Origin of the sequence: Gardnerella sp. KA01002 (genome assembly GCF_049244015.1) — a bacterium.
Classification (GTDB): Bacteria; Actinomycetota; Actinomycetes; order Actinomycetales; family Bifidobacteriaceae; genus Bifidobacterium; species Bifidobacterium vaginale.
Window position 1 is genome coordinate 637195 of the sequence record NZ_CP058365.1, and the last position, 21039, is coordinate 658233.

General features: G+C 40.0%; 14 protein-coding genes. 6 read left to right on the top strand and 8 right to left on the bottom strand.

Features of this window, described 5'->3' with window-relative positions; all coding sequences use genetic code 11:
- The first annotated feature begins 2 nt into the window (after positions 1-2).
- Positions 3-902 (top strand): metal ABC transporter permease, encoded by a 900-nt coding sequence (locus HXT60_RS02470; protein WP_004111893.1) that lies wholly within the window; start codon positions 3-5, stop codon positions 900-902.
- A 144-nt stretch (positions 903-1046) separates the two neighbouring features.
- A complete protein-coding gene (gene thrS, locus HXT60_RS02475) occupies positions 1047-3077 on the top strand; it encodes a threonine--tRNA ligase (protein ID WP_004111891.1) in 2031 nt (676 codons plus the stop codon).
- A 118-nt stretch (positions 3078-3195) separates the two neighbouring features.
- Here the strand turns inward: thrS and HXT60_RS02480 are convergent, their stop codons facing one another.
- The 5 genes from HXT60_RS02480 to HXT60_RS02500 form a co-directional block, all read right to left on the bottom strand.
- On the bottom strand, positions 3196-4110 hold the full coding sequence (locus tag HXT60_RS02480; RefSeq protein WP_101890185.1) for a dihydrodipicolinate synthase family protein: 915 nt from the start codon (positions 4108-4110) through the stop codon (positions 3196-3198).
- A 141-nt stretch (positions 4111-4251) separates the two neighbouring features.
- Positions 4252-5025: an amidohydrolase family protein gene (locus HXT60_RS02485; protein WP_004111888.1), complete on the bottom strand. Its 774-nt coding sequence runs from the start codon at positions 5023-5025 to the stop codon at positions 4252-4254.
- A gap of 66 nt (positions 5026-5091) precedes the next feature.
- Positions 5092-6378, bottom strand: coding sequence for an MFS transporter (locus HXT60_RS02490; RefSeq protein WP_004111886.1), 1287 nt, complete (start codon positions 6376-6378; stop codon positions 5092-5094).
- Between the two features lie 142 nt (positions 6379-6520).
- The gene (locus HXT60_RS02495) at positions 6521-7312 is read right to left on the bottom strand and encodes an SDR family oxidoreductase (RefSeq protein ID WP_004111884.1); all 792 of its coding nucleotides are present in this window, start codon (positions 7310-7312) and stop codon (positions 6521-6523) included.
- A gap of 132 nt (positions 7313-7444) precedes the next feature.
- A complete protein-coding gene (locus tag HXT60_RS02500; RefSeq protein ID WP_004111883.1) occupies positions 7445-8728 on the bottom strand; it encodes an enolase C-terminal domain-like protein in 1284 nt (427 codons plus the stop codon).
- A gap of 496 nt (positions 8729-9224) precedes the next feature.
- On the opposite strand from HXT60_RS02500, the gene HXT60_RS02505 reads away from it, so the two are divergent.
- Entirely contained in the window at positions 9225-10268 is a 1044-nt protein-coding gene (locus HXT60_RS02505; protein ID WP_004115320.1) for a LacI family DNA-binding transcriptional regulator, read from the top strand.
- Between the two features lie 168 nt (positions 10269-10436).
- On the opposite strand, the gene fucO is transcribed toward HXT60_RS02505, so the two are convergent.
- Positions 10437-11588: a lactaldehyde reductase gene (gene fucO / locus HXT60_RS02510; RefSeq protein WP_004111880.1), complete on the bottom strand. Its 1152-nt coding sequence runs from the start codon at positions 11586-11588 to the stop codon at positions 10437-10439.
- A 549-nt stretch (positions 11589-12137) separates the two neighbouring features.
- Here fucO and HXT60_RS02515 point away from each other — a divergent pair.
- From HXT60_RS02515 to HXT60_RS02525, 3 genes are all read left to right on the top strand, one after another.
- The gene (locus tag HXT60_RS02515; RefSeq protein WP_004111879.1) at positions 12138-12965 is read left to right on the top strand and encodes an ABC transporter ATP-binding protein; all 828 of its coding nucleotides are present in this window, start codon (positions 12138-12140) and stop codon (positions 12963-12965) included.
- Positions 12966-12982: 17 nt separating this feature from the next.
- On the top strand, positions 12983-15676 hold the full coding sequence (locus HXT60_RS02520; RefSeq protein ID WP_101890188.1) for an ABC transporter permease: 2694 nt from the start codon (positions 12983-12985) through the stop codon (positions 15674-15676).
- Between the two features lie 371 nt (positions 15677-16047).
- Positions 16048-17499 (top strand): hypothetical protein, encoded by a 1452-nt coding sequence (locus HXT60_RS02525; protein ID WP_004111876.1) that lies wholly within the window; start codon positions 16048-16050, stop codon positions 17497-17499.
- 206 nt (positions 17500-17705) lie between these two features.
- Here HXT60_RS02525 and HXT60_RS02530 read toward each other — a convergent pair whose 3' ends face one another.
- Positions 17706-18437, bottom strand: a complete 732-nt coding sequence (locus HXT60_RS02530) for a response regulator (protein WP_013399561.1) — start codon at positions 18435-18437, stop codon at positions 17706-17708.
- Between the two features lie 23 nt (positions 18438-18460).
- Positions 18461-20989 (bottom strand): sensor histidine kinase, encoded by a 2529-nt coding sequence (locus HXT60_RS02535; protein ID WP_004115295.1) that lies wholly within the window; start codon positions 20987-20989, stop codon positions 18461-18463.
- Between the last annotated feature and the right edge of the window lie 50 nt (positions 20990-21039).

A 21039-nucleotide genomic window follows, 5' to 3' on the forward strand; every position in this document is an offset into this window, starting at 1 on the left:
TAATGGTAAGTATTTGGCAAATTATTGCTCTTCCGATTGTAGAGGCAATTGCTGTTGGAGCATTATGCGGTTTTGTTGGATCCTTGGCTTTGCTTAATCAGCGTATTTTCTTCACCGAGTCTATAACTCACGCTGCTTTTCCAGGAGCTGTTATTGGAGTTGTAGTTACATCTGTTTATACGATTGACCAAAACGTTTTGTCTATTGGTCTTTTTATTGGCGCTGCTTTGGCTTGTATTGTTTTGTCTTTTATGATGCATGTGCTTTCTAAACTAAAGGGCATATCTTCTCAAGCATCTGCTGGAATAACTCTTACTGTTGGTTTTGCAAGCGGCTACTTTTTAAACAAGTGGTTTGCTCCTCTTCCATTGCGAATTGAGGGTTTTTTAACAGGATCTTTGCTTAATTGCACTCCTGCAGACGTGATTTTTGCGATTATTGCATTCGCTCTTGCACTAGGATTGTGGAGTTTTAATAGTGCTAATTTGATTCACTGCTCTTTTGACTCCACTAATTACAAAGCTTTAGGAGGCAGAAGCGGATTAATGCAAGGAATTGTTCTTGCGCTAATAATCATTACAGTTTCGGTAATTATTCCAGCTGTTGGAACTGTTGTTTCGGTATCTTTAATCGCAGCTCCTGCAGCAGCACTAAAGAGCAGAATGCGTTCCATTAACAAATTTGTGTTTGCGTGCGTATTGTCTTCTATTTTTATAGCGCTTTTAGGACTTGCCTTAGCTGTGATTTTAAGACTTTCTGCTGGCGGAACTATCGCGATTTGCGCTGGATGCTTCTATTTAGTTGTAAAGCTTAGTGAAAGTATCTTTTTGAAAATACATGAGATTTATTCTGGTTTTTGCAAAAAATCATTGTTAAAAAGTCGCTCTGTTGTTCTAGAGTAACAGAGAATTGCACGTGAAAAATGCGTGCGATTGACGTCGTTTTTTGCGCGTTTTATTTATGTTTTAATCGCGTAAGTTTATCGACGCCACACAAGTCCAGGTCTGCACATTAGTAACGCAAGACCCCGATAGAAAAGGACAATTATGGCTGAAAATACCATCTCCATTACAGTAAACAATGAGCGCAAGGAGGTGGATGCAAGCTTCACTGGCGTTGAACTTTTCGCGGAAGATAAGAATATTATTGCCGTGCGTTTAAATGGCGAGTTGCGTGATTTGTACACGTCTCTTCATAACGGCGATACCGTGGAATCAGTAGCACTTGATAGTGAAGATGGCATCGCAATCATGCGTCATTCCGCTACACACGTGATGGCTCAAGCTGTTCAAGAAATTCGACCAGACGCAAAGTTGGGCGTAGGTCCTGTAATTAAAGACGGCTTCTACTACGATTTTGATGTTGATACTCCATTTACGCCAGACGATTTGAAGCAAATCGAAAAGTATATGCAGCGCATTATTAAAGAGTCTCAAAGCTTCCGCCGCCGCGTTGTAACAGAGGATGAAGCGCGCGAAGAAGAAGCAAATCAACCTTATAAGTTGGAGTTGATTGGGGATAAGGAAGCGGCTCTTGATCCGGCTGCTGCTGGCGAAATCAGCAAGCATGAGCTTAGCATGTACGACAATTTGGATCGCGAAGGCAATAAGGTCTGGAGTGATTTGTGCCGTGGACCTCATTTGCCAAATACGCGCTATATTAAGGCTTTTAAGCTTGAGCGTGTTGCTGCAGCTTACTGGCGCGGTTCGGAGCATAATCCTATGCTTCAGCGCATTTACGGAACTGCATGGCCTAGCAAAGAAGAGCTTAAAGCTTATACAACTCGCATGGAAGAAGCTGCTAAGCGCGATCATCGTAAGCTTGGCCAAGAAATGGATTTGTTCTCATTCCCAGACGAGATTGGTCCAGGCTTAGCAGTGTTCCATCCAAAGGGTGCTGCAATCATTAACGCAATGGAAGATTATTCGCGCGAACAGCACAGAAAGCATCACTACAGCTTCGTACAAACTCCGCATATTACTAAGGGCGGCTTGTATGAGACTTCCGGCCATTTGCAGTGGTACAAGGATGGCATGTATCCTCCAATGAAGCTTGACGAAGAGCGCGACGAGAATGGCAATGTAACCCGCCAGGGTGCTGACTACTACTTGAAGCCAATGAACTGCCCAATGCATAATTTGATCTTCAAGTCTCGCCAGCGTTCGTACCGCGAGCTTCCTTTGCGCTTGTTTGAGTTTGGTACTGTGTATCGCTACGAAAAGTCTGGCGTTGTGCATGGCTTAACTCGCGTTCGCGGATTGACTCAGGATGATTCGCATATTTACTGCACTCGCGAGCAGATGCGCGATGAGTTAAAGAGCTTGCTTAACTTTGTGCTTGGTCTTCTTAAAGACTTCGGTTTGAACGACTTCTACTTGGAGCTTTCCACTAAGGATGAGCACAAGTTCGTTGGTTCCGACGAGATTTGGGAAGAAGCAACTAACACTTTGGCAGAGGTTGCTAAAGAGTCTGGTTTGGAACTCGTGGACGATCCAGGTGGAGCTGCATTCTACGGCCCGAAGATTTCTGTGCAAGCTCGCGATGCAATCGGCCGCACTTGGCAGGTTTCTACTATTCAGCTTGACTTCAATTTGCCTGAGCGCTTTAAGTTGGAGTATATTGCAGCTGATGGTAGCCACCAGCGCCCAGTTATGATTCACCGCGCACTCTTCGGCTCTATTGAGCGCTTCTTTGCTATTTTGCTTGAGCATTATGCCGGCGCGTTCCCAGCATGGTTGGCTCCAGTTCAGGTGACTGGCGTTCCTGTTGCAGACGAGTTTGCTCCGCACTTGCAAAAGTTTATTAGCGATTTGGAAGAGAATATGGTTCGTTGCGAAATGGACAGCTCCGACGATCGCTTTGGCAAGAAGATTCGTAACGCTTCTAAGTCTAAGGTGCCTTTCACTTTGATTGCTGGCGAAGAGGATGTGAACAACAATGCTGTGAGCTTCCGCTTCCGCGATGGTAGCCAATTGAATGGTGTTCCAGTTGAGCAAGCTAAAGAGTGGATTTTGTCCATTATTAAGCAGCGCGTTCAAGTGAATACTGCAGAAGATTTTGAGCGCTACACAAAGTAGCATTCGCGATGCAACTTACGTAGCATAAATCAACGTAAGTCAATACAAAACAAACCCGCACTTCTTAACGTTGTGCGGGTTTATTCCTTTTATTCTTGATTTATTACGAGTGACTTAGTTACTTAAGCAGCGCACGAATTGCTTCGATTTGCTCGCTATTAACTTGACTTGCAGGCTCGCGAACAAGCGTGCTAATCGGCAATCCCTTAAGATTTACAGCAGCTTTAATGGCAGAAATAAACAAGTCGGTAGTGTTGTAAACTGCCATCAAATGGCTGATTCTTTTAGCGCATTCAATAAGATGCGCAAAGTCGCCAGCCTCATACGCTTTGTGTAAAGCTGCAAAAGTTTCTGGCTCTACATTAGTAAGTCCACAAATCACGCCGTTTCCTCCAGCAATCCTGTTAGGAGTGTAATACTCATCAAAGCCAGAGAAAACAACGAAATCTGGGTTTACGCGTCTAGTGGCTTCAATCATTGCGCGAGTATGGCTTATAGTATCTACCGTATCTTTAATACCAACAATATTCGGGTATTTTTCAGCAAGACTTGCAACTAAGCTTGGTGTTAAATCGCTGCCAGTTCGAGCAGGGAAGTTGTATAGAATAACGGGCAAGCTAGTTGCGTTAGCAATTGCGCCAAAGTAGCGTTCTGCGGTTTGTTCGGTTGGTCCAAAGTAGTATGGAGATACAGCTACAACAGCGTCTGCTCCGCAATTTTCCGCAAACTTAGTAAAGTCAAGTACTTCGTTAAGATTTGTGTTTCCAACGCCTATAAGAACTGGAACTCTGTGATTAACGTGTTCAATAGCAAACTTAGCAGCTTCCTTTTTTACGCTAAGTGGATATGCGTAGAATTCGCCGATGCTGCCAAAAATCAATATGCCATTAATCCCAGCATCAATCAGATGGTCTAAGTGCTTTGCCCATAAGTTGTAGTCAATGCTTCCGTCATCTTTGCTTACAGTTATTGATGGGCAGAAAACGCCCTTAAAAGCATGCAAATCAAGCTTTGCGCTACTAGAAGTAGTCATAAAATTCGTCCTTTTATTTAATTATTTTGTGTATTGAATTATTTTGTGTATTGAATTATGGGGTATAAGACTTTAACTGGCAAAATCTTACACCCCATAAGCAATGATTATTCAAATCGATTATTCAAATAACTTAATTAATTACAGTTTAATACCATACGCCTTCTTTGCATTATTCATAAAGAAATCTTCGTCGTCGCCGAAAAGCTCAACCATTAAGTCAAGATGCTGCTTAAGTGAAGAATTCAACTTAACAACTGGCCAATTGGAGCTAAAGAGTAGGCGATCAGGGCTAAAGGTGTCTTTTACAAACTTAACAATATCTGGATTTACTGGATTATCTCCCGAAATCTTAATATAGCTGTGTGGAAGCTTTGCAAACGCACGCAAAGCATTGCAAGAATCGTCGTCTAATCCTGGAACATTGCCCAAATGGTTTAGAACAACAGTAACTTCTGGAACTTGCTCAAAAGCTTTAGCCATATCTCCAAGTTCTTCGCCACGATTGCAAAGCTCGAAAGGCATGCCCTTCTTCGCCATTGCCTTAAGACCACCAATAAACGAAGGCTCTAGGCAACGTCCGCGTGGCTCGCTTGGAATATGAAGAGGCTCGCGAATACCGGTTGCGTGAATTGGAACGCGCATAAACGGATCCAACGTGACTCTAAGCATTTTAGCTAGAATTTTAGGATTAGGATTTTCGCCAATAAGCCTATCTTCTAGCTCGTGGTCTGCAGCATCAACCTCAACGTATACGCCGCCGAGGAAGTCAACTCCTAAATCTGCATACTCTTTTTCTAGCTGCTCTAGAGTAAAAGTGTGGTTTAACTTGTCTAAGCCATCAAGCCAAGGCAAGACTTGCTTTGTTGGATCCCAAATATGAAAATGTGAATCCAAAATACGAAGTTGAGACATAATAAATTTTCCTTTCTAAAGACTTTCAAATAAAAACTTTGTAAAGACTTTGTAGTTATTCGCGAATTATTTAGCTTCTACAAGACCAATCTTTGAGCCCCAAAGAGCGTACCAAGCAACATACAAGAATCCTGGAACTGTGAGCAATACGGCGGCTTCGATTCCAGCAAAATCTTGTACCAAACCGAAAACTAACGGAATGATTGCAGCGCCAACAATGCTCATAACGAGTGCAGAAGAACCAGTCTTTGCTGCTGCTCCATGAATTCCCTTAAGAGTAAGAGAGAAGATTGTTGGGAAGCCAATGGAGATAAACAAGTACGCTACAATGTAGGCGATTACAGAAATCTGACCAAGTCCAAGGAATGCAACAAACATAAGCACTGCGCTTAAAGTCATGTACAATCCAAGAATCTTGCCACCATCAAACTTTGCCATCAAAGGAGTTGTAACAAAGCGGCCGATTGTAAACATTAAGGAAACGATTGCAAGCATAGAAGCAGCAACACCAGTGGTGATTCCAGTACCCCAATGCTTTAGAGCAAAGTCGGAGAACATTGCCATTCCAGCAACTTGAAGTCCAATAAAGATGAATTCTGCAATAATTCCAAGAGTAAAGTATGGCTTGCTCATAAGATGAATGAAGGAAGAATCACCCTTGCTTTCCTGGTCTGCCTCAACGTCTCCTGGAGGAGTAGGGAGTTTAAAGCAGAAGAAGATTGCAATAATCGCAATAAGAACAATGCCAATAACAATGTAAATCAAGCGAGTATCGCCAAGGAACTTTAGCTTAGCAACGTCGAAGCCTGGCTCGTTCTTAGCAACAGTTTTGCCTAAAATTTGACCAAGAATAAGAGGTCCAACAATGTTTCCAACTCCGTTGAAGCTCTGTGCCATGTTGATTCTAAAGGATTCGCCCTTCTCATCGCCAAGCTTAGTAATGTAAGGGTTGCAATTCGTTTCCAAAGTTGCTGCGCCCAACGCTATAACAAACATTGCAACTAGGAACATTGCGTAGCTTGCGGTAGCTGTTGCAGGGATTACCGCAAATGCGCCAAGAGCAAAGAGTGCGAGGCCACTAATAACGCCGCCCTTGTATCCAAAACGCTTTGCGATTAAGCCTGCAGGAATTGCCATAACGAAGTATGCGCCAAAATATGCTACCTGCAGCAATGCTTTTTGAGTATTATTCAGTTCAAGATAATTGCCAAATGGTGAATTCAGTGCATTGACCAAATTCATGGTCAAGCCCCATACAAAGAACAAAGATGTTACCAATACGATGGCAATCATAGCTTTTGAGCCATTTTTACTATTCTTAACGACGGCATTGTCGTTTTCTTTTGTAGTCATCGTCACTCCTGTGTGAGAATAATTCTAAAAGTTTAAGATTTTAAGTTCTTAAATGATTTTGTGCAATGGTGCGCAAACACACATTCGCATTGCGCACCATTTACTAGCTAAACTGCATTAATCTTAAATTTGCATTTGTGATTTAAGACAAAGCGCGATCAAGATGCACGTAGCCTCCATCAACGAATACCCACTGACCAGTGGTGTGCGAAGAGCGATCCGAAAGCAGGAATGCAGCTTCGTTTCCAATCTCTTCCGTAGTAGTCATGCGGTTTTCCAGAGGAATCTTGTCTGTAATAACCTTCAAGCGAGCTTGCTGAGCAGCTTCGTCACCAAATGTCTTAATCCAATCTGCATACAGTGGAGTCCAGCATTCTGAAACAACAATCGCGTTTACGCGAACGCAATCATGGACAAGAGCTGCAGCCCATTCGCGAGTCAAGCCTAAGATTCCGCCCTTTGCAGCAGCATAAGCGCTAGTCTTGCCCTGGCCAGTTAGAGCAGTCTTAGAAGAAATGTTCACAACAGCTCCGTGGCTTTCCTTCAAGTACTTTACAGCAGCATGAACAGTTTCGTAGTAGTGAGTGAGGTTTCCGTGAATCGACTTCTCGAAGTCGCGCCAAGAAGTGGATTCCAAATCCTTGTTGTCGTTAACGCCAGCGTTATTTACAATGCCGTCAATATGACCATACTTCTTATAGGTTTCTTCAATAATTGGTGCAATCTCGTCCGTGTCGTTCAAGTCGAGAAGATAAACATCGTAGTTCTTTGTGTATTGCTCAATATCTTTGCGGAATGTTTCTTCTGCAGCATCTGCGCGGTTAATAACTACTGGAATTGCGCCTTCTCGAGCAAGTTGAAGCGTAATGCCTTTACCAATTCCCTTGAATCCACCTGTTACAATGAAAACCTTGCCTTCCAAATGCAAATCCATAATGAACTCCTTTGTTAAATGATGTGGTTTGCTTTTAGTTAATTTTTAAATTATAAAATTCTATGATTTGTTATTTTTACAAGTGGCTAATCGTTAATCACTATGCGATTAGCCACTTATTTTTTATTATTTTTAGCCGCGATAAAGGTACTTTTCGGCTGTTTCCAGCGTCATCTCAGTGCCATTACCTGGGGCGGTTGGCGCAACGTAATTGCCATTCTTGATTTGTGTTGGATGTACAAAGTGCTCGTGCTGATTGTCTACGTATTCAATCATGCGACCTTCCTTTGTTCCAGAAACTGCAACATAATCAAACATTGCAAAGTGGCATACGGCTTCGCACAATCCAACGCCACCTGCGTGTGGGCAAACTGGCTTGTTAAACTTACGTGCAAGCAAGTATTCGAGAACAACTTCTTGTGGACCTGCAACTCGAGTTGCGTCGATTTGCATGATTCCAAATGCGTTTGCTTGCAAGTATTGCTTGAACATGATTCTGCTTTGCATTTGCTCGCCAGTTGCAACTGGTATTGGGTTGATTGCGCGGGCGATTGTTGCGTGTCCAATAACATCGTCTGGGCTTGTTGGCTCTTCTACCCAAGCTAAGTCGAAGTCGTGGAAGCGATTAATCCAAGTAATTGCTGTTGGAACATCCCACACTTGGTTTGCGTCTACTGCAAGTCGAACATTTGGGCCGATTGCTTCGCGAGCGAGTGCGAGTCTTCTTAAATCGTCGTCTACATTTTGACCGACCTTAAGCTTAATTTGCTTAAAGCCTTTAACTTGCGATTCTTCCTTAGCGATTGCAACCATCTTTTCGTCGCTGTAACCGAGCCAGCCTGCGGCAGTGGAGTATCCTGGGTAGCCGTTTACAAGCAAGTCTGCAATTCGCTCTTCCTTGCCTTTTTGGCCATCTTGCAAGAATTCGATTGCTTCTTCTGGCCTTAAAGCGTCTGTCATGTAGCGGAAGTCGAGTGTAGAGACTAATTCCTTTGGATCCATCTCGGCAAGCAAGCGCCACAATGGCTTTCCAGCTCGCTTTGCTTTAATATCCCACAATGCGCTTAAAATCGCGCCAATTGCCATGTGTTCTACGCCTTTTTCAGGACCTAGCCAGCGAAGTTGTGAGTCGTGAACAAAAAGATCCCATGCAAGTCGCATGTTGTCTAGTAATTCTTCTACGTTTCTGCCAATAAGCACTTGAGACATGGAGTCGATTGCTGCGCAAACAACATCGTTGCCGCGGCCAATCGTAAATACAAATCCAACACCTTTAATGCCATCGTCTAGGCTGGTTTTGATTTCTACGTATGCGGATGAATAATCTGGATCTTTGTTCATTGCGTCGGATCCAGAAAGCGTTTGCGACGTAGGGAATCTAAAATCATAGGTTTTTACTGATGTAATTGTACTCATAACGATTTGTGCTCCTTTGCTTTAAGATCGTTGTGACCTACTCCTATATTTTATAACAAAATAATAGAAAAATGTTCTAATTGTTAGGAAATTTTCGTAAATAATTTTTTGCGAATTTTTCCTAATCTCGCGTTTTGTGATAAATGTCATATTTCGGATTTTAAGAATATTGAAAAATTGAGCTTTTATCTTTTATAACTGTTAAAAAATGAATACTTTTGGCATCGATGTTATCTGTTAAATTCTGATTATTCGGCGTGTCATAAGAAAATTTCGCGACTTTGCATAGTCTGTAGCGAAATAATATATGATATTATTTCTATTAGGCTTGATACGTCAGGCAATAATGCGGTTTTTCTATTTTTTGAATTTTCGCATTGCTGAGAATTAATGCAAAATTAAGTAAGAAATTTTCTCTGCATTTGTTTGCGACTTAAGAAAATTTTGCGACTTATAAGCATATGAGCATAGGAATATAGGAATTAGGAGAGTGCATATGCCAACTCGTAGTCACGCAACTAGCATTGCTGAAAATGAATCTTCAAAACCTCGCATAACGGAGTTGGCTAAAAAGGCGGGGGTATCGCCTTCTACAATTTCAAAGGTTATTAACGGTAGAACTGGCGTTTCAGATGAGACTCGCAAAAAAGTAGAAGAAGTTCTTTTAAAAAGTGGGCGCGAGTATTCGCTTGTAAGCACTAAGGTATCTCCGACAATTGAATTATTAGTAGATTATGTGGCAAATAATGGCACGATTGAGATGATTACTTACGCATCTCGTTGGGCGCAAAGAGAAGGATTAGCTCTTACAGTCGCTCAAACCGATAATGGTAAGAAACGTGATGAATGTTTGCGTGGAATTGTAGATAGAAATCCTCTTGGTGTTATATCTCAAATGTCTGATCTTACGCAGAAAGATAAGGAATTTTTGCGTATGCGAAATATTCCGTTGATTATAATTGATCCCGTGTCTCTTTCTAATGGGGAAGATCACACGATTTCAATCGATAATTGGACAGGAGCTTATGAGCTTACAAAACATCTGATTAATCTGGGGCATAAGAGAATAGGCGTTATAACTGGTCCTCTTAATGTTCAATCTGGTGTAGCCCGATTTGCTGGCTATAACGCTGCAATGGAGCAGTCTGGCTTGACGATTGATAAAGATTTGGTTAAAGAGGGGGATTATCTTCCTGAACGTGGCTATGAAATGGCTTGTAAGATTTTGGATTTGCCTGAAGAAAAGCGTCCTACTGCTATTTTTGCTTGCAACGATATTACAGCTGTAAATGTGTATCGCGCTGCTCGCGAACGCGGTATTAAGTTAGGATCTGAGCTTTCTGTAGCTGGGTTTGATGACGTGTATCCTGCACAGTATTTGATGCCATCTTTAACAACTGTTAATCAGCCTTTTGACTCAATAGCAAAGAATGCTATTAGAATGATTCTTGAGATTAGGGAAGGTAAGGAGATTGAGAATCAACTGGTTCTTCCTGCGCATATTGTTATTCGAGAAAGCACTCAGACTGTTGTCGATTGATAGAAGAGTTATTAGATATAGAATTTGACTTATGATTTATGGCTTATGACATAAATCAAATAAATGTGGACGCAACTTAAATCAAGATAAATTGCGTCCACAAATTGTTTGTTCTAAATATTGCGTATTTATTTATTGTTTGCTTATTTTTAGAAGACTACGCCAATACTACATCAAGCTTGTGTAAATCTTGCGAATGTCTTCCAAAGTGGCCTTGCGTGGGTTTCCTGGAGTACAAACATCTGCCAAAGCGTCGTGGCTTAAGCCTTCAATATCTGCCTCACTAGCTCCAACCTCGCTAATCTTAGTAGGATTTCCAAGCTTAACAGTTAAGTCGTGAACTGCCTTTACAGCAGCATTGCGCACGGTTTCGAGGTCATCTGTGTATGCGTTTGGAACGTCGAATGCTGCAGCAATATCGCGATACTTTTCGCCAGTGTAATCCTTGTTGTATTCCATAACAGGAGCGAGCAAAATTCCGTTTGCAACGCCATGAGCAACGCCAAGGCGACCACCGAGTGGGTGAGCCATGCCGTGAACTAAGCCCAAACCAACGTTGGAGTATGCCATGCCAGTTATATAGCTTGCGTAAGCCATTTGTTCGCCTGCTGGAACGTCTCCATCTGCGCTCTTTGCAAGGTTTTGTGCAATCATGCGAATTGTTTGCAAAGACAGGCAATCCGAAAGGCTCCATGCACCTGGAGTAATGAAACCTTCGATTGCATGGGTGAGTGCGTCCAAACCAGTTGCAACTTTAAGCGAGCGTGGCATGGAATCGGTGAGATCTGGGTCTACGAATGCAACGATTGGAATATCGTGAGGGTCTACTGCAACGAATTTACGAAGCTTTGCAGTATCGGTAACAACATAGTTGATTGTTGTTTCGGATGCGGTTCCTGCGGTTGTTGGCACGCCAAAGATTGGAACAGAAGGATTCTTTGTATCTGCAACGCCTTCAAGAGAAAGAACGTCGCCAAACTCTGGGTTTGCTACAATAATTCCAATGCCTTTGCATGTATCTTGTGGAGAGCCGCCGCCGAGTCCAATAAGGAAGTCTGCTCCAGATACCTTGAACTTTTCTACACCGTCTTGAATGCATTCAACAGGTGGATTTGGCTTTACATTGTCGAATACTTCGTATGGAAGACCAGCTGATTCTAGAACGTCTGTAACTTTTTTAACGGTTCCAGTTTTTACAAGAACAGGATCTGTTACTACAAATGCTTTTTTAAAGCCGTGTGCTTTAGCAACGTTTGGAATCTCTTTGATTGCTCCGCGACCGAAGTAAGCAGTCTGATTGAAAATCATTCTATAAACCATGCGAAAATCTCCTTTGAGTTTCATATTGGCATACGCCAAATTTTTGGTAGTCGATTAATATTTTACAATATTGCATGACATTTGGTGAGTGTATTAAATAAGCTTTTTATTACTAAACTTAACAAATAAGCAATTAAAATGAACATAAAGTAACTAATTTTATGCATTTTTATTTATTTTAGATATAAATAAGCACATTTATAAAAATTCGAGCACATGATTTGTAATGCTTATTTTGAAGGAAAAATATTAATCATGTTAAGAAAAATTCTTTAATTGATGGTGTTGTAGTTGCCAAATTGACTTATTTTGCATTAACTAATCGCTTGAAATGCAAATTTGAGCTTGTAGCATTAACAATCTTATGCAAGCTTCTCATACTAAAGTATGACGATTTTATATAAGAGCATTTTTATATCAAAATTCCTATTATTTCAATGAGAATATCAGCCTTACGCACTATAGAGAATGCGTTTTTAATCCCGTAAATTGTAATTGTAAGGTAATTCCAATACTTGTAAGGAACTGCAAAAGTAAGCGAGGTGCAAAATGAGTGTTGAAAATAGTCAAGATACGCGTTTTACGCAAATGAATTATTCCGCTCAAGAAGGTTTGATTGGCGAGACTGCGGTTGCAGCTTTGCATGTTGTTAAAGATTTTGGCAAGGGTGCAGGCATTGTTCACGCTTTGCGAGATGTAAGCGTTAGTTTCGAGCGCGGCAAGTTTACTGCGATTATGGGTCCTTCGGGTTCTGGAAAGTCAACTTTAATGCATTCTTTGGCTGGTCTTGACAGCGTTAATTCTGGAAAAGTTTTGGTTGACGGCCTAGATATTACAGGCATGAGTGATAAGCAGCTTACGCTTATGCGCCGCGAGATGGTTGGTTTTATTTTCCAAAGTTTTAATCTTCTTCCAATGTTTAGCGCTGAGCAAAATATTCTTATGCCTCTTACTTTGGCAGGCAAAAAGCCAGATAAGCAATGGTTTAATACTTTGGTTAATACTCTTGGCTTGCAAGATCGTTTAAAGCATAGGCCTGCTGAGCTTTCTGGTGGTCAGCGTCAACGCGTTGCAATTGCTCGAGCTTTAATCTCTAAGCCTTCCGTAGTTTTTGCAGACGAGCCTACTGGCAATCTCGACTCTGCTTCCAGCTTGGAAGTTTTGCATTTCTTGAAGAAGTCTGTAACGGAGCTTGGTCAAACTGTGATTATGGTTACTCACGACGCTGTTGCAGCGTCTTACGCGGATCGAGCAATCGTGTTTGCAGATGGTCAAATCGTTGAAGACGTGCAAAATCCTACTGCAGAAGGAATGAGCAAGATGCTTATGGAGCGTAGCGAGGCTGGCGTTAATAATCAGCCTGCTCAATTGCAATAAAAGGTGGTGAACTTAGAATGTGGAAAATCGCACTAAAACTTATGCGTAAAAGCGTGCGCATGCTAATCGCCTCTGGAATTGCAATTCTTATAGGCAGCATGTTTATGAGCGCTACTTTGCTTTTTGCAAACAGCGTTGATGACTTGATGGTTCGAAACGCAACAAATGAATTCGGTAGCGCAAATTATGCAATCTCATTTAGAAATCCTAACAGTTCTCCGAGTAGTGAAATTCATTATAAAGATCTTCATTTAGACGAAATATCGAAGATGCCTGGTGTTAACGGTATTCGTAGTGACGATGCTACTGCGCTTGTAAGAGTAGAAAAAGGTGATAAATCAGTTACGAGTATTGCTTGGTCTAATGGTTTGTATGGAAATCTTCCTGTGTATAAATCAACAGAAGGTAGAGATCCGCAAGAAATAGGCGAAATCACGCTTATTAAAAGTATTGCTAAATCAATACATGCAAATATTGGCGATACTATAACTTTGGTTAAAGTAGATGACACTGGCGGAGATAAAGAAAAATCGTACGATGTTCGTGTGGTTGGTCTTGTTGACGATGGAGAACATTCTCAAATACCATTTTCAAATCGCGGCACGTATCTTGGTGGCATAACGAACGATTTTTGTGCAAAACTCGAAAATATTGAGAATTTTGACAATCAAGTTGTGCAAAGCAAAGTGTACATGAGTATTGATGAATCTAAAATAAACGATTTATCTCCTAAGATTAACGCTTTGCTTCCTTCGAGATTCTCTCTTATGTCTAGGCACGAAGTTGGTGTGAGATCTGTTCGAAATGTGTCTAACGGCACTAATTTTGTGACTATGTTTTTGCTATCTTTTGGTATTCTAGCGTTGCTTATTTCTTCGCTTGTTATAGCAAACACATTCCAAGTGCTGGTTGCTCAACGCAGACGAACTCTTGCGCTTTTGCGCGTAATTGGCGCACAATCTCACCAGCTTTATGCTGCAGTTTTGCTTGAAGCTGCAATACTTGGAGTTATTTCCGCGGCTGTTGGTGTGCTTTGCGCAATCGGATTTATGGGCGCAATTAGTAACGTGAATATTAATTCTGGACCGTTATCTAAGATTCCTTTGATTGTTTCACTTCCGGCAATTGTGTGGCCAATAGCAATTGGCACGATTGTAACAGTTCTTGCGTCTATGAGTGCTGCGCGATCTGCTACAAAAGTAACGCCTATGGAAGCGCTACGACCAATGGATTTGATTAAAGATAAGCGTGCAAGCATTATTCGCGCTGTTTTTGGCGTTCTGTTTATTGTTGTAGGTATTTTAGCTACTGCTTTAAGTGCTACTTCTTTAGCGAGTATGATTGCTGGGAAGTCACCTAATGCTGGTTCTGACTCTTGGATGACTTTGCTTGGAGCAATGTTTGGTTGTGCGCTTGTTTTCATCGGAATTATTATTACAGCAACATTCTGGATGCCGTTCGCTATGAAGGCAACTGGCGCAATCATGGCACTTTGTGGGCCTGCTTCTAAAGTTGCCAACGCAAACGTGCAACGAAACCCTAGAAGAGTTGCAGCAACTGGAACGGCTTTGCTTATTGGCGTAACGCTTGTTTCTACAGTAGTAACGGGCGCAATATGTGGTAAAGCAACTCTTAAAGGTGTTGTTGATGACCGTTACAGTGTTGACATTATTATTCAAGGCAAGAATGTTGATGAATCTCTAGCTGCCGATATTTCAAAGATTAGTGGAATAAAGCATACTGAGTTGCTTCCTGCAGTTCCTATGACTTTTAAGAACGCTAAGGGCAAAACTGAGTATGCTATGGCAGTTGGAGTTGATAATGTAAATCAACTTAAAAATGTAATGCACACTGACCTTGATGGCGTTAATATAAACAAAGATTCTATACTTTTGCCTAAGTTTAATGAAGAAGGTGGAGAACCTTTTGAGCTTAAAAAAGGAAACCTTGATCTGCAAGCTTACGTAGAAAAGTACAGTTCTGGTGAAACAGACAGTGATAATATTACGCCATTTACTGGCACGAATACAGACTCTAGTAATAACGATAAGAGCATTACTGTAAAGCAAGTTCAGTTTAAGAAGTATAGAAATGTTAATATATATTCAAGGAATACTGCTTTTGTTAGCAAATCTTACTTCAATAACTACCTTAAGCCTACAACGCATATTCTGCTCATTTCGGTAGATTCTAGCAAAGCTAATCTTGTAGATATTGTTAAAAATATTAGAAATATTACATCTAGCTATGCGGAGGTTATGGCTGCTGGAAGCGTGTTTGAGCGAGCGCAGTGGGAGAGTGCTATCGACGTAATGATGATGTTGCTTGTTGGCTTAATAGCAGTAGCTGTTGTGATTGCTTTAATAGGCGTTGCAAACACATTAAGCTTGTCTGTTATTGAGAGAACCAAAGAATCTGCAACTTTGCGCGCAATAGGCATGACAAGAGGCCAGGTTAGAAGATCTCTTGCGTTGGAAGCAACGTTGATTTCCTTAACAAGCACCGTTTCTGGCTTGATTGTTGGAACAGTGTTTGGGTGGATTGGATCCTACATGGTGTTTAGCGTAATTGGCAAAGTTCCGTTTGTAGTTGATTGGGCTATTTACGCGGTTCTTGCTCTAATCGCTTTGCTTGCAGCGCTTCTTTCTAGCGTTCTTCCGGCTCGTAGAGCAGTGAAGTCTTCGCCAGTAGTTGCGCTCGCAGAAGAATAAACTATATGTTGTTATAACATATATTAAGTTAATTATAAAAACAGAAATAATGCTGGTGTAGTTGTGCATCAGCATTATTTTTTTCTACATAACGTGCGACACGCAGAAAAAATAATGTGATGTACATCAAAAAAATAAATAAATTTTATGCATAAAATACAATTGTTTAGATATTATTAATATGGATTTATATTTTTATCGGGAAAATCGAAAAAATTAAGTATTAAATATTTGTTATAACAAGTTAATCGAAAAATTTTTCGATTATTTGACGTTGGAATCTTATTTATTTCTCTGTTATGCTCTTTGGTTGACTGCTGACATAAGCATAAATTAAATATGAGGCCGCTACGAGCAAGGAGTAGAAGAATATGGTAACGGTCAATAAAAAATCTGCCGCAGTGATTGCAGGAATCGTGTTGTTATTAATGCAAAGCCCAATGCCAGCGTGGGCACAAGAAGCTGTAAGTGGATCAGAACCAAATAATGTTGTCGATGCTTCTGATAACAAATTCGGTAAATTAGAAGATTTAGATTTGGGTGCTAAAGATCCAGAGACACAAGATGAATTACTTTCTAGTCGTAAAAGTGCAAAAAATAATTTAAAGATTTATGAAAACAAGTTAAAAGAATTAGAAATAAAAGTTAAGACTTTAAATGAACTTGTAAAAAAAGAATTGGAAGATAGTAATAATAAAACTGATAAAATTGAAGAATTAGAACGCAGAATGGAATCTGCTTCTGAATCTGATTTTGATCGTCTTAATGGAGAGAAAATCAAGCTAGATGAAGATAGAAAAAATATAGAAAACAATCTTAGAGACAATACTAAAAAGTTGAATTCTGCTGAAGAGGATTTGAGAAAATATAATATATATTCACAAAATGCAAGGCAACAAGTAGCAGAATATGAACGAAAACTTAAGGATAATTTTGGTGTAGATATCAATGATCTTAATAAGGAAGAAAATAAGGTTCAAGAAGAAACAATGAAGCCGGATTCTCCTACACCAGCTCCACGTACAGAGTCAGATACTACAGTTGATACGCCAAATGACTCTACTAAGTCGAAGAAAGAAGTTGAGAAGTCCATTCCAGAAGTAAAATCTCCAGATACTAAAGTTATTGAAGAAAAAGCTGCACAAGAAAAAGATTCTGTGCAGACTCAGCCGAAGGATTCTAAAGTTGATTCGCGGTCTTCAGATAATAAATTTGCATCTTCTGAATATAGATCTTCGCAAGTAGAATCATTAGAATCTAAGAAATCTAAAGCGAAGAGTGTTGAAGTTGAATCGACTACTTCTTCATCTGTAGCAGCACGCCCAGCAGAATCCTCTGTAACACCATTTGCTCCAGTTTCTGAATCAAAGGTTATCCCACAGAATGCTACATCCAAGGAAATTCCTGCGGCTTCTGTTGGAAACTCACAAAATGCATCTGCTGTTTCTCCTGCGTCAGATGTTTCTGCTGCTTCCGCAAATGTGAGCACTACTGCATCAGTTGCAGCGCAGACAGCATCGCCAGTATCTCATCCAGCAGAATCCGAAGCAAATAACGCTTCTAGTAGCGAAAAAAGCGATTCTCAAAATACTGAAGAAGATAAAAAAGATGAAAATACGGAAAATGAAGAGGTAAAAGAAGATTCCAAAGCTGTTGAAGAAGCCGATAAGTTATCTGAAGCTAAAAGCGATAACGCAAAAGCACCATCGAACAACAATAATCTTGTAGTTGCTGGCGCTGTTGTAGGAACAATGGCAATAGGTGGTTCTGCAGCTGCAGGTATTTATATGAGTCGCGGTGGCAAAATTCGCTTTTCTAAATAAAACTTAGGATTGCTGATAATCAAATACAGATAGCTAAAATAGCTTAATGCGAATATAAATAGCACAAATAATATAAAAAAATTAAAATGCGGTTGCAATTCGATCGTTCAATGAAGAATAGATTAATTTTGCAGCCGCATTATTTTATAGAAAAGATTTATTGTTTATAAGAACAGCCGCATTATTTTTTATTTTTATAAGAATAATTAAACAAGACCATTTTCGTAAGCGAACACAACAGCTTGAACTCTGTCTCTTGCGTCGATTTTTCCCAAAATATGAGCAACATGCGTTTTAACTGTTGGCAAGCTAATAAACAGTTTATCAGCAATCTCTTGGTTAGACAGTCCGTGAGCAATTTCAATGAGTACTTCGCGCTCGCGATCTGTTAAATCATTTAAGTAAGAATTGTAAGCGTTTGCGTTTTGTTTGCTTCTAGACGCATTTTCTGTATTTTCTTCTTCCGATGCAATACTTTCGTTGCTCGGCTTAGAAATCATCGACTCAATTAAGCGCTTTGTAGCAGTTGGAGCAATAATTGCGTTTCCTTGATACACAGTTCGTATTGAATTAAGCAATGTTTCTGGCTCTGTATCTTTAAGCAAGAATCCAGATGCGCCCGTATGAATTGCAGCCATAACGTATTCGTCTAAATCAAAAGTTGTTAAAATAATAATGTGCGTGTTGCTATTAGCATCTTCTTGCAAAATTTTGCGAGTTGCTTCCAAGCCGTCCATGTTAGGCATGCGCACGTCCATCAAAATAACGTCTGGATTTTCCTTTGACGCAACTTCTACAATTTCATTGCCATTTGAAGCTTGCGCAACAACTTGCATGTCTTTTTGCGAGTTGATTACCATAGCAAATCCTGCGCGCACAAGCTCCTGATCGTCTGCTATTGCTACGCGAATTACTTCATTGTTTTCCATATGTTCCATAGTATCAACTTACTGTTGCTTATTTAATGTGTTGTGTTTAATGCGTTGTGTTGAATTTGCTCATCAAGTGGTGCAGCAGGGCGAACCGCAATCTCAGAAACATTTGCACTATTATTTGCTGAATTAACGCTTGATCCTGTTTCTCGCAAAATTCCAAGCAATTTTCGCATATATTTTAGTGCTGAACGACCTTCGTCACTAATATTTTTGAAAGCTTTACTAATTGCTTCACTTTGTTCTTGTAGTTGCTCAGGTTCTTTTGACTTTTGATTTTCTGCATTACTATTTGTTTTTTCGTATTTATTAAGCATATCAATTCCGCTATTTGCGGCATCAATTACTTTATGCAATGTAACTGCAACTTTTTGCTGAATATTTGCGCTAATACGCTGCCTTTCGGCATTTGCTGCAAGTACTTCTAGCTGTTTTTGTTCTTGTTCTAATTCTGTTCTGCGCGCTTTTAGAATCAGCAAATTATTGTCATCGTTTCTGCGGTAATAAGCAAATGCAATAGCAGCAAAACAAATTAATGCAACTATAAAACCAAAAATTAATCCTACGGACGCCATTTGCATAATGTCATAAAAATTAGTTGTGTACGCATTAGATGCAAAAAATCGTATTGGAGTTTCATTTTGTGGAATATTTTTTGATGCAACACCAATTTTTACAGCAAAAATAGCAGATTCGGCGAGCACTACTGCGCTAACCCATTGCCATGCGTGCTTTTTGCCATAGAGCACAGCCGCATAAACAATGGTTGGTATAAAGAAATTAGCAAATAAAATATTAGGCAAGCATATAAGTTGTATTGCAGAAAATGCTGCTGCAACAATTGCGCACGTAGTCGGAGCTTTTCTACGAAACATAAATGGAATCATAGTAGTAAGCGTAAGTATTCTATAAAGTATTTGTAATGAAAGCGAGCTTGAATATTGTGAAGTCATTCCAGTTCCAACAGTAAAATCGTAAGTTGGTATAAAAAGCATTAGAACAGTCCAAGGTGATGCATAAATAACATCGCCAATAAGCCAATGTTGTTCAAACCATTGTGATACTTTCTCAATCCTATTTTGTGAATTATTTGTCGCTGGCAAAACTTTTGATGAGGTTTTATCGCTTGTATTTTCTGGTTTTTCTTGCGTTGATAATGGATTATTAACTTTTACGTTTTTATAACTAACATTAGGAATACTATTTAGTGCAGAAGCAGTAGTGTTTGATTGGTCTGTGCTGTAAGAATATGGAATAAAAGCAACAATACTAAATGTTCCATCATTGAGTTTTCCATAATCAAGCGTTCCGTGAAGATTTTCAATGCGCTCTTTCATGCCAATCAAACCATAACCATTTTTATGTGGCACACCACTATTTTGCTCTTGATTAGCTTCAAGCTTGTGTACTTCGTTTGTGATTTTTAGTGTTAATCCTTGTTCGTTCCACTGTTCGTGAATGTTTATTTTAATGCCATTTCCTGCGTGCTTCCGAATATTAGTAAGAGATTCTTGAATAATGCGGTATGCAACGGTTTGTGCGTCCGTGTTAAGTCTATTTTGAGAATTTATGCCATCAACAGTGTGCCAAAAAATGTTATTAGGAGATGCAATTTTTGCTTGCTCAATAAGCGAAGGTATGTGATTAAAATCCAATTGAGCGGATGGAGCGTCTGTTAAAGCCTCTAGCAGTCGACGCATGTCGTGAACGGCGCGCTCTGCTTCGTTTTTAATAATATGCATTGTTTTTTTAGCAAGCGAAATATCTTTGGTTGCTGCATAACGACCACCATCTGCTTGAACAATAATAATAGAAAGCGTGTGAGCAACAATATCGTGCATATCTCTTGCGATTCTAGCGCGCTCTGCAGTAACAGCAATATTTTGAGCTTTCTTTCGGTACGCGCGAATAGCATTATTGTTCTCTTGTAAAAGTTGAATAGTATGCACGTGAGTGCGCTGCCAGTAGCCAATAATAACCGTAATTGTAGTAATAATAATCGCAAAAATTATGGAAGGAATTGCAAAATCAAGTACATTTGAAAAGCAGTTTCTTATGTTGCTGCTATTTATATTTTGTACACTACAAGAATAACTAGCTTTTAAATGATTGATGCCATATATTGGCCCCATTACAATATTCCACGATATTGCTGCGCAAGATAATACTGTTGTTACGTAAGCTGCAATAACAAAAGCTTTTGAATGTTCTGGATTTCCGCGAGCAATAGCATTAACAAGCAGCACAAAACCAAAGAAATCAGCAAAAAGTTGAGTAGGGCCAAATATTACTTGCAAAATGCATGCAACAATAAAAATAACAGCTGTGTGTTCGGGCCATATTCTTCGTACTGAAAGTAATGATGCAACAACAATATTTATAAGATAGGTTGTAATTAGTGAACTTTGCGTCAAGAATCCGTCAACATTGTTTATAGGATACCGATTGCTTGAAAGTGTAAAAAGAATAAGTGGAATAATGCCCCACAATATATCGTTTAGCGTAAGCTCAGTGCGTAAGCGTTGTATGGCTTTGTTAAACGTGTGAGATATTTTCATAATTACTAGGCTAGTACACAGCACTTTATAGAACAATCGAACTTTAGTAT

Coding starts and splice junctions, on each gene's coding strand:
- HXT60_RS02470 (WP_004111893.1), top strand. CDS start 3: ATGGTAAGTATTTGGCAAATTATTGCTCTTCCGATTGTAGAGGCAATT.
- thrS (WP_004111891.1), top strand. CDS start 1,047: ATGGCTGAAAATACCATCTCCATTACAGTAAACAATGAGCGCAAGGAG.
- HXT60_RS02480 (WP_101890185.1), bottom strand. CDS start 4,110: ATGACTACTTCTAGTAGCGCAAAGCTTGATTTGCATGCTTTTAAGGGC.
- HXT60_RS02485 (WP_004111888.1), bottom strand. CDS start 5,025: ATGTCTCAACTTCGTATTTTGGATTCACATTTTCATATTTGGGATCCA.
- HXT60_RS02490 (WP_004111886.1), bottom strand. CDS start 6,378: ATGACTACAAAAGAAAACGACAATGCCGTCGTTAAGAATAGTAAAAAT.
- HXT60_RS02495 (WP_004111884.1), bottom strand. CDS start 7,312: ATGGATTTGCATTTGGAAGGCAAGGTTTTCATTGTAACAGGTGGATTC.
- HXT60_RS02500 (WP_004111883.1), bottom strand. CDS start 8,728: ATGAGTACAATTACATCAGTAAAAACCTATGATTTTAGATTCCCTACG.
- HXT60_RS02505 (WP_004115320.1), top strand. CDS start 9,225: ATGCCAACTCGTAGTCACGCAACTAGCATTGCTGAAAATGAATCTTCA.
- fucO (WP_004111880.1), bottom strand. CDS start 11,588: ATGGTTTATAGAATGATTTTCAATCAGACTGCTTACTTCGGTCGCGGA.
- HXT60_RS02515 (WP_004111879.1), top strand. CDS start 12,138: ATGAGTGTTGAAAATAGTCAAGATACGCGTTTTACGCAAATGAATTAT.
- HXT60_RS02520 (WP_101890188.1), top strand. CDS start 12,983: ATGTGGAAAATCGCACTAAAACTTATGCGTAAAAGCGTGCGCATGCTA.
- HXT60_RS02525 (WP_004111876.1), top strand. CDS start 16,048: ATGGTAACGGTCAATAAAAAATCTGCCGCAGTGATTGCAGGAATCGTG.
- HXT60_RS02530 (WP_013399561.1), bottom strand. CDS start 18,437: ATGGAACATATGGAAAACAATGAAGTAATTCGCGTAGCAATAGCAGAC.
- HXT60_RS02535 (WP_004115295.1), bottom strand. CDS start 20,989: ATGAAAATATCTCACACGTTTAACAAAGCCATACAACGCTTACGCACT.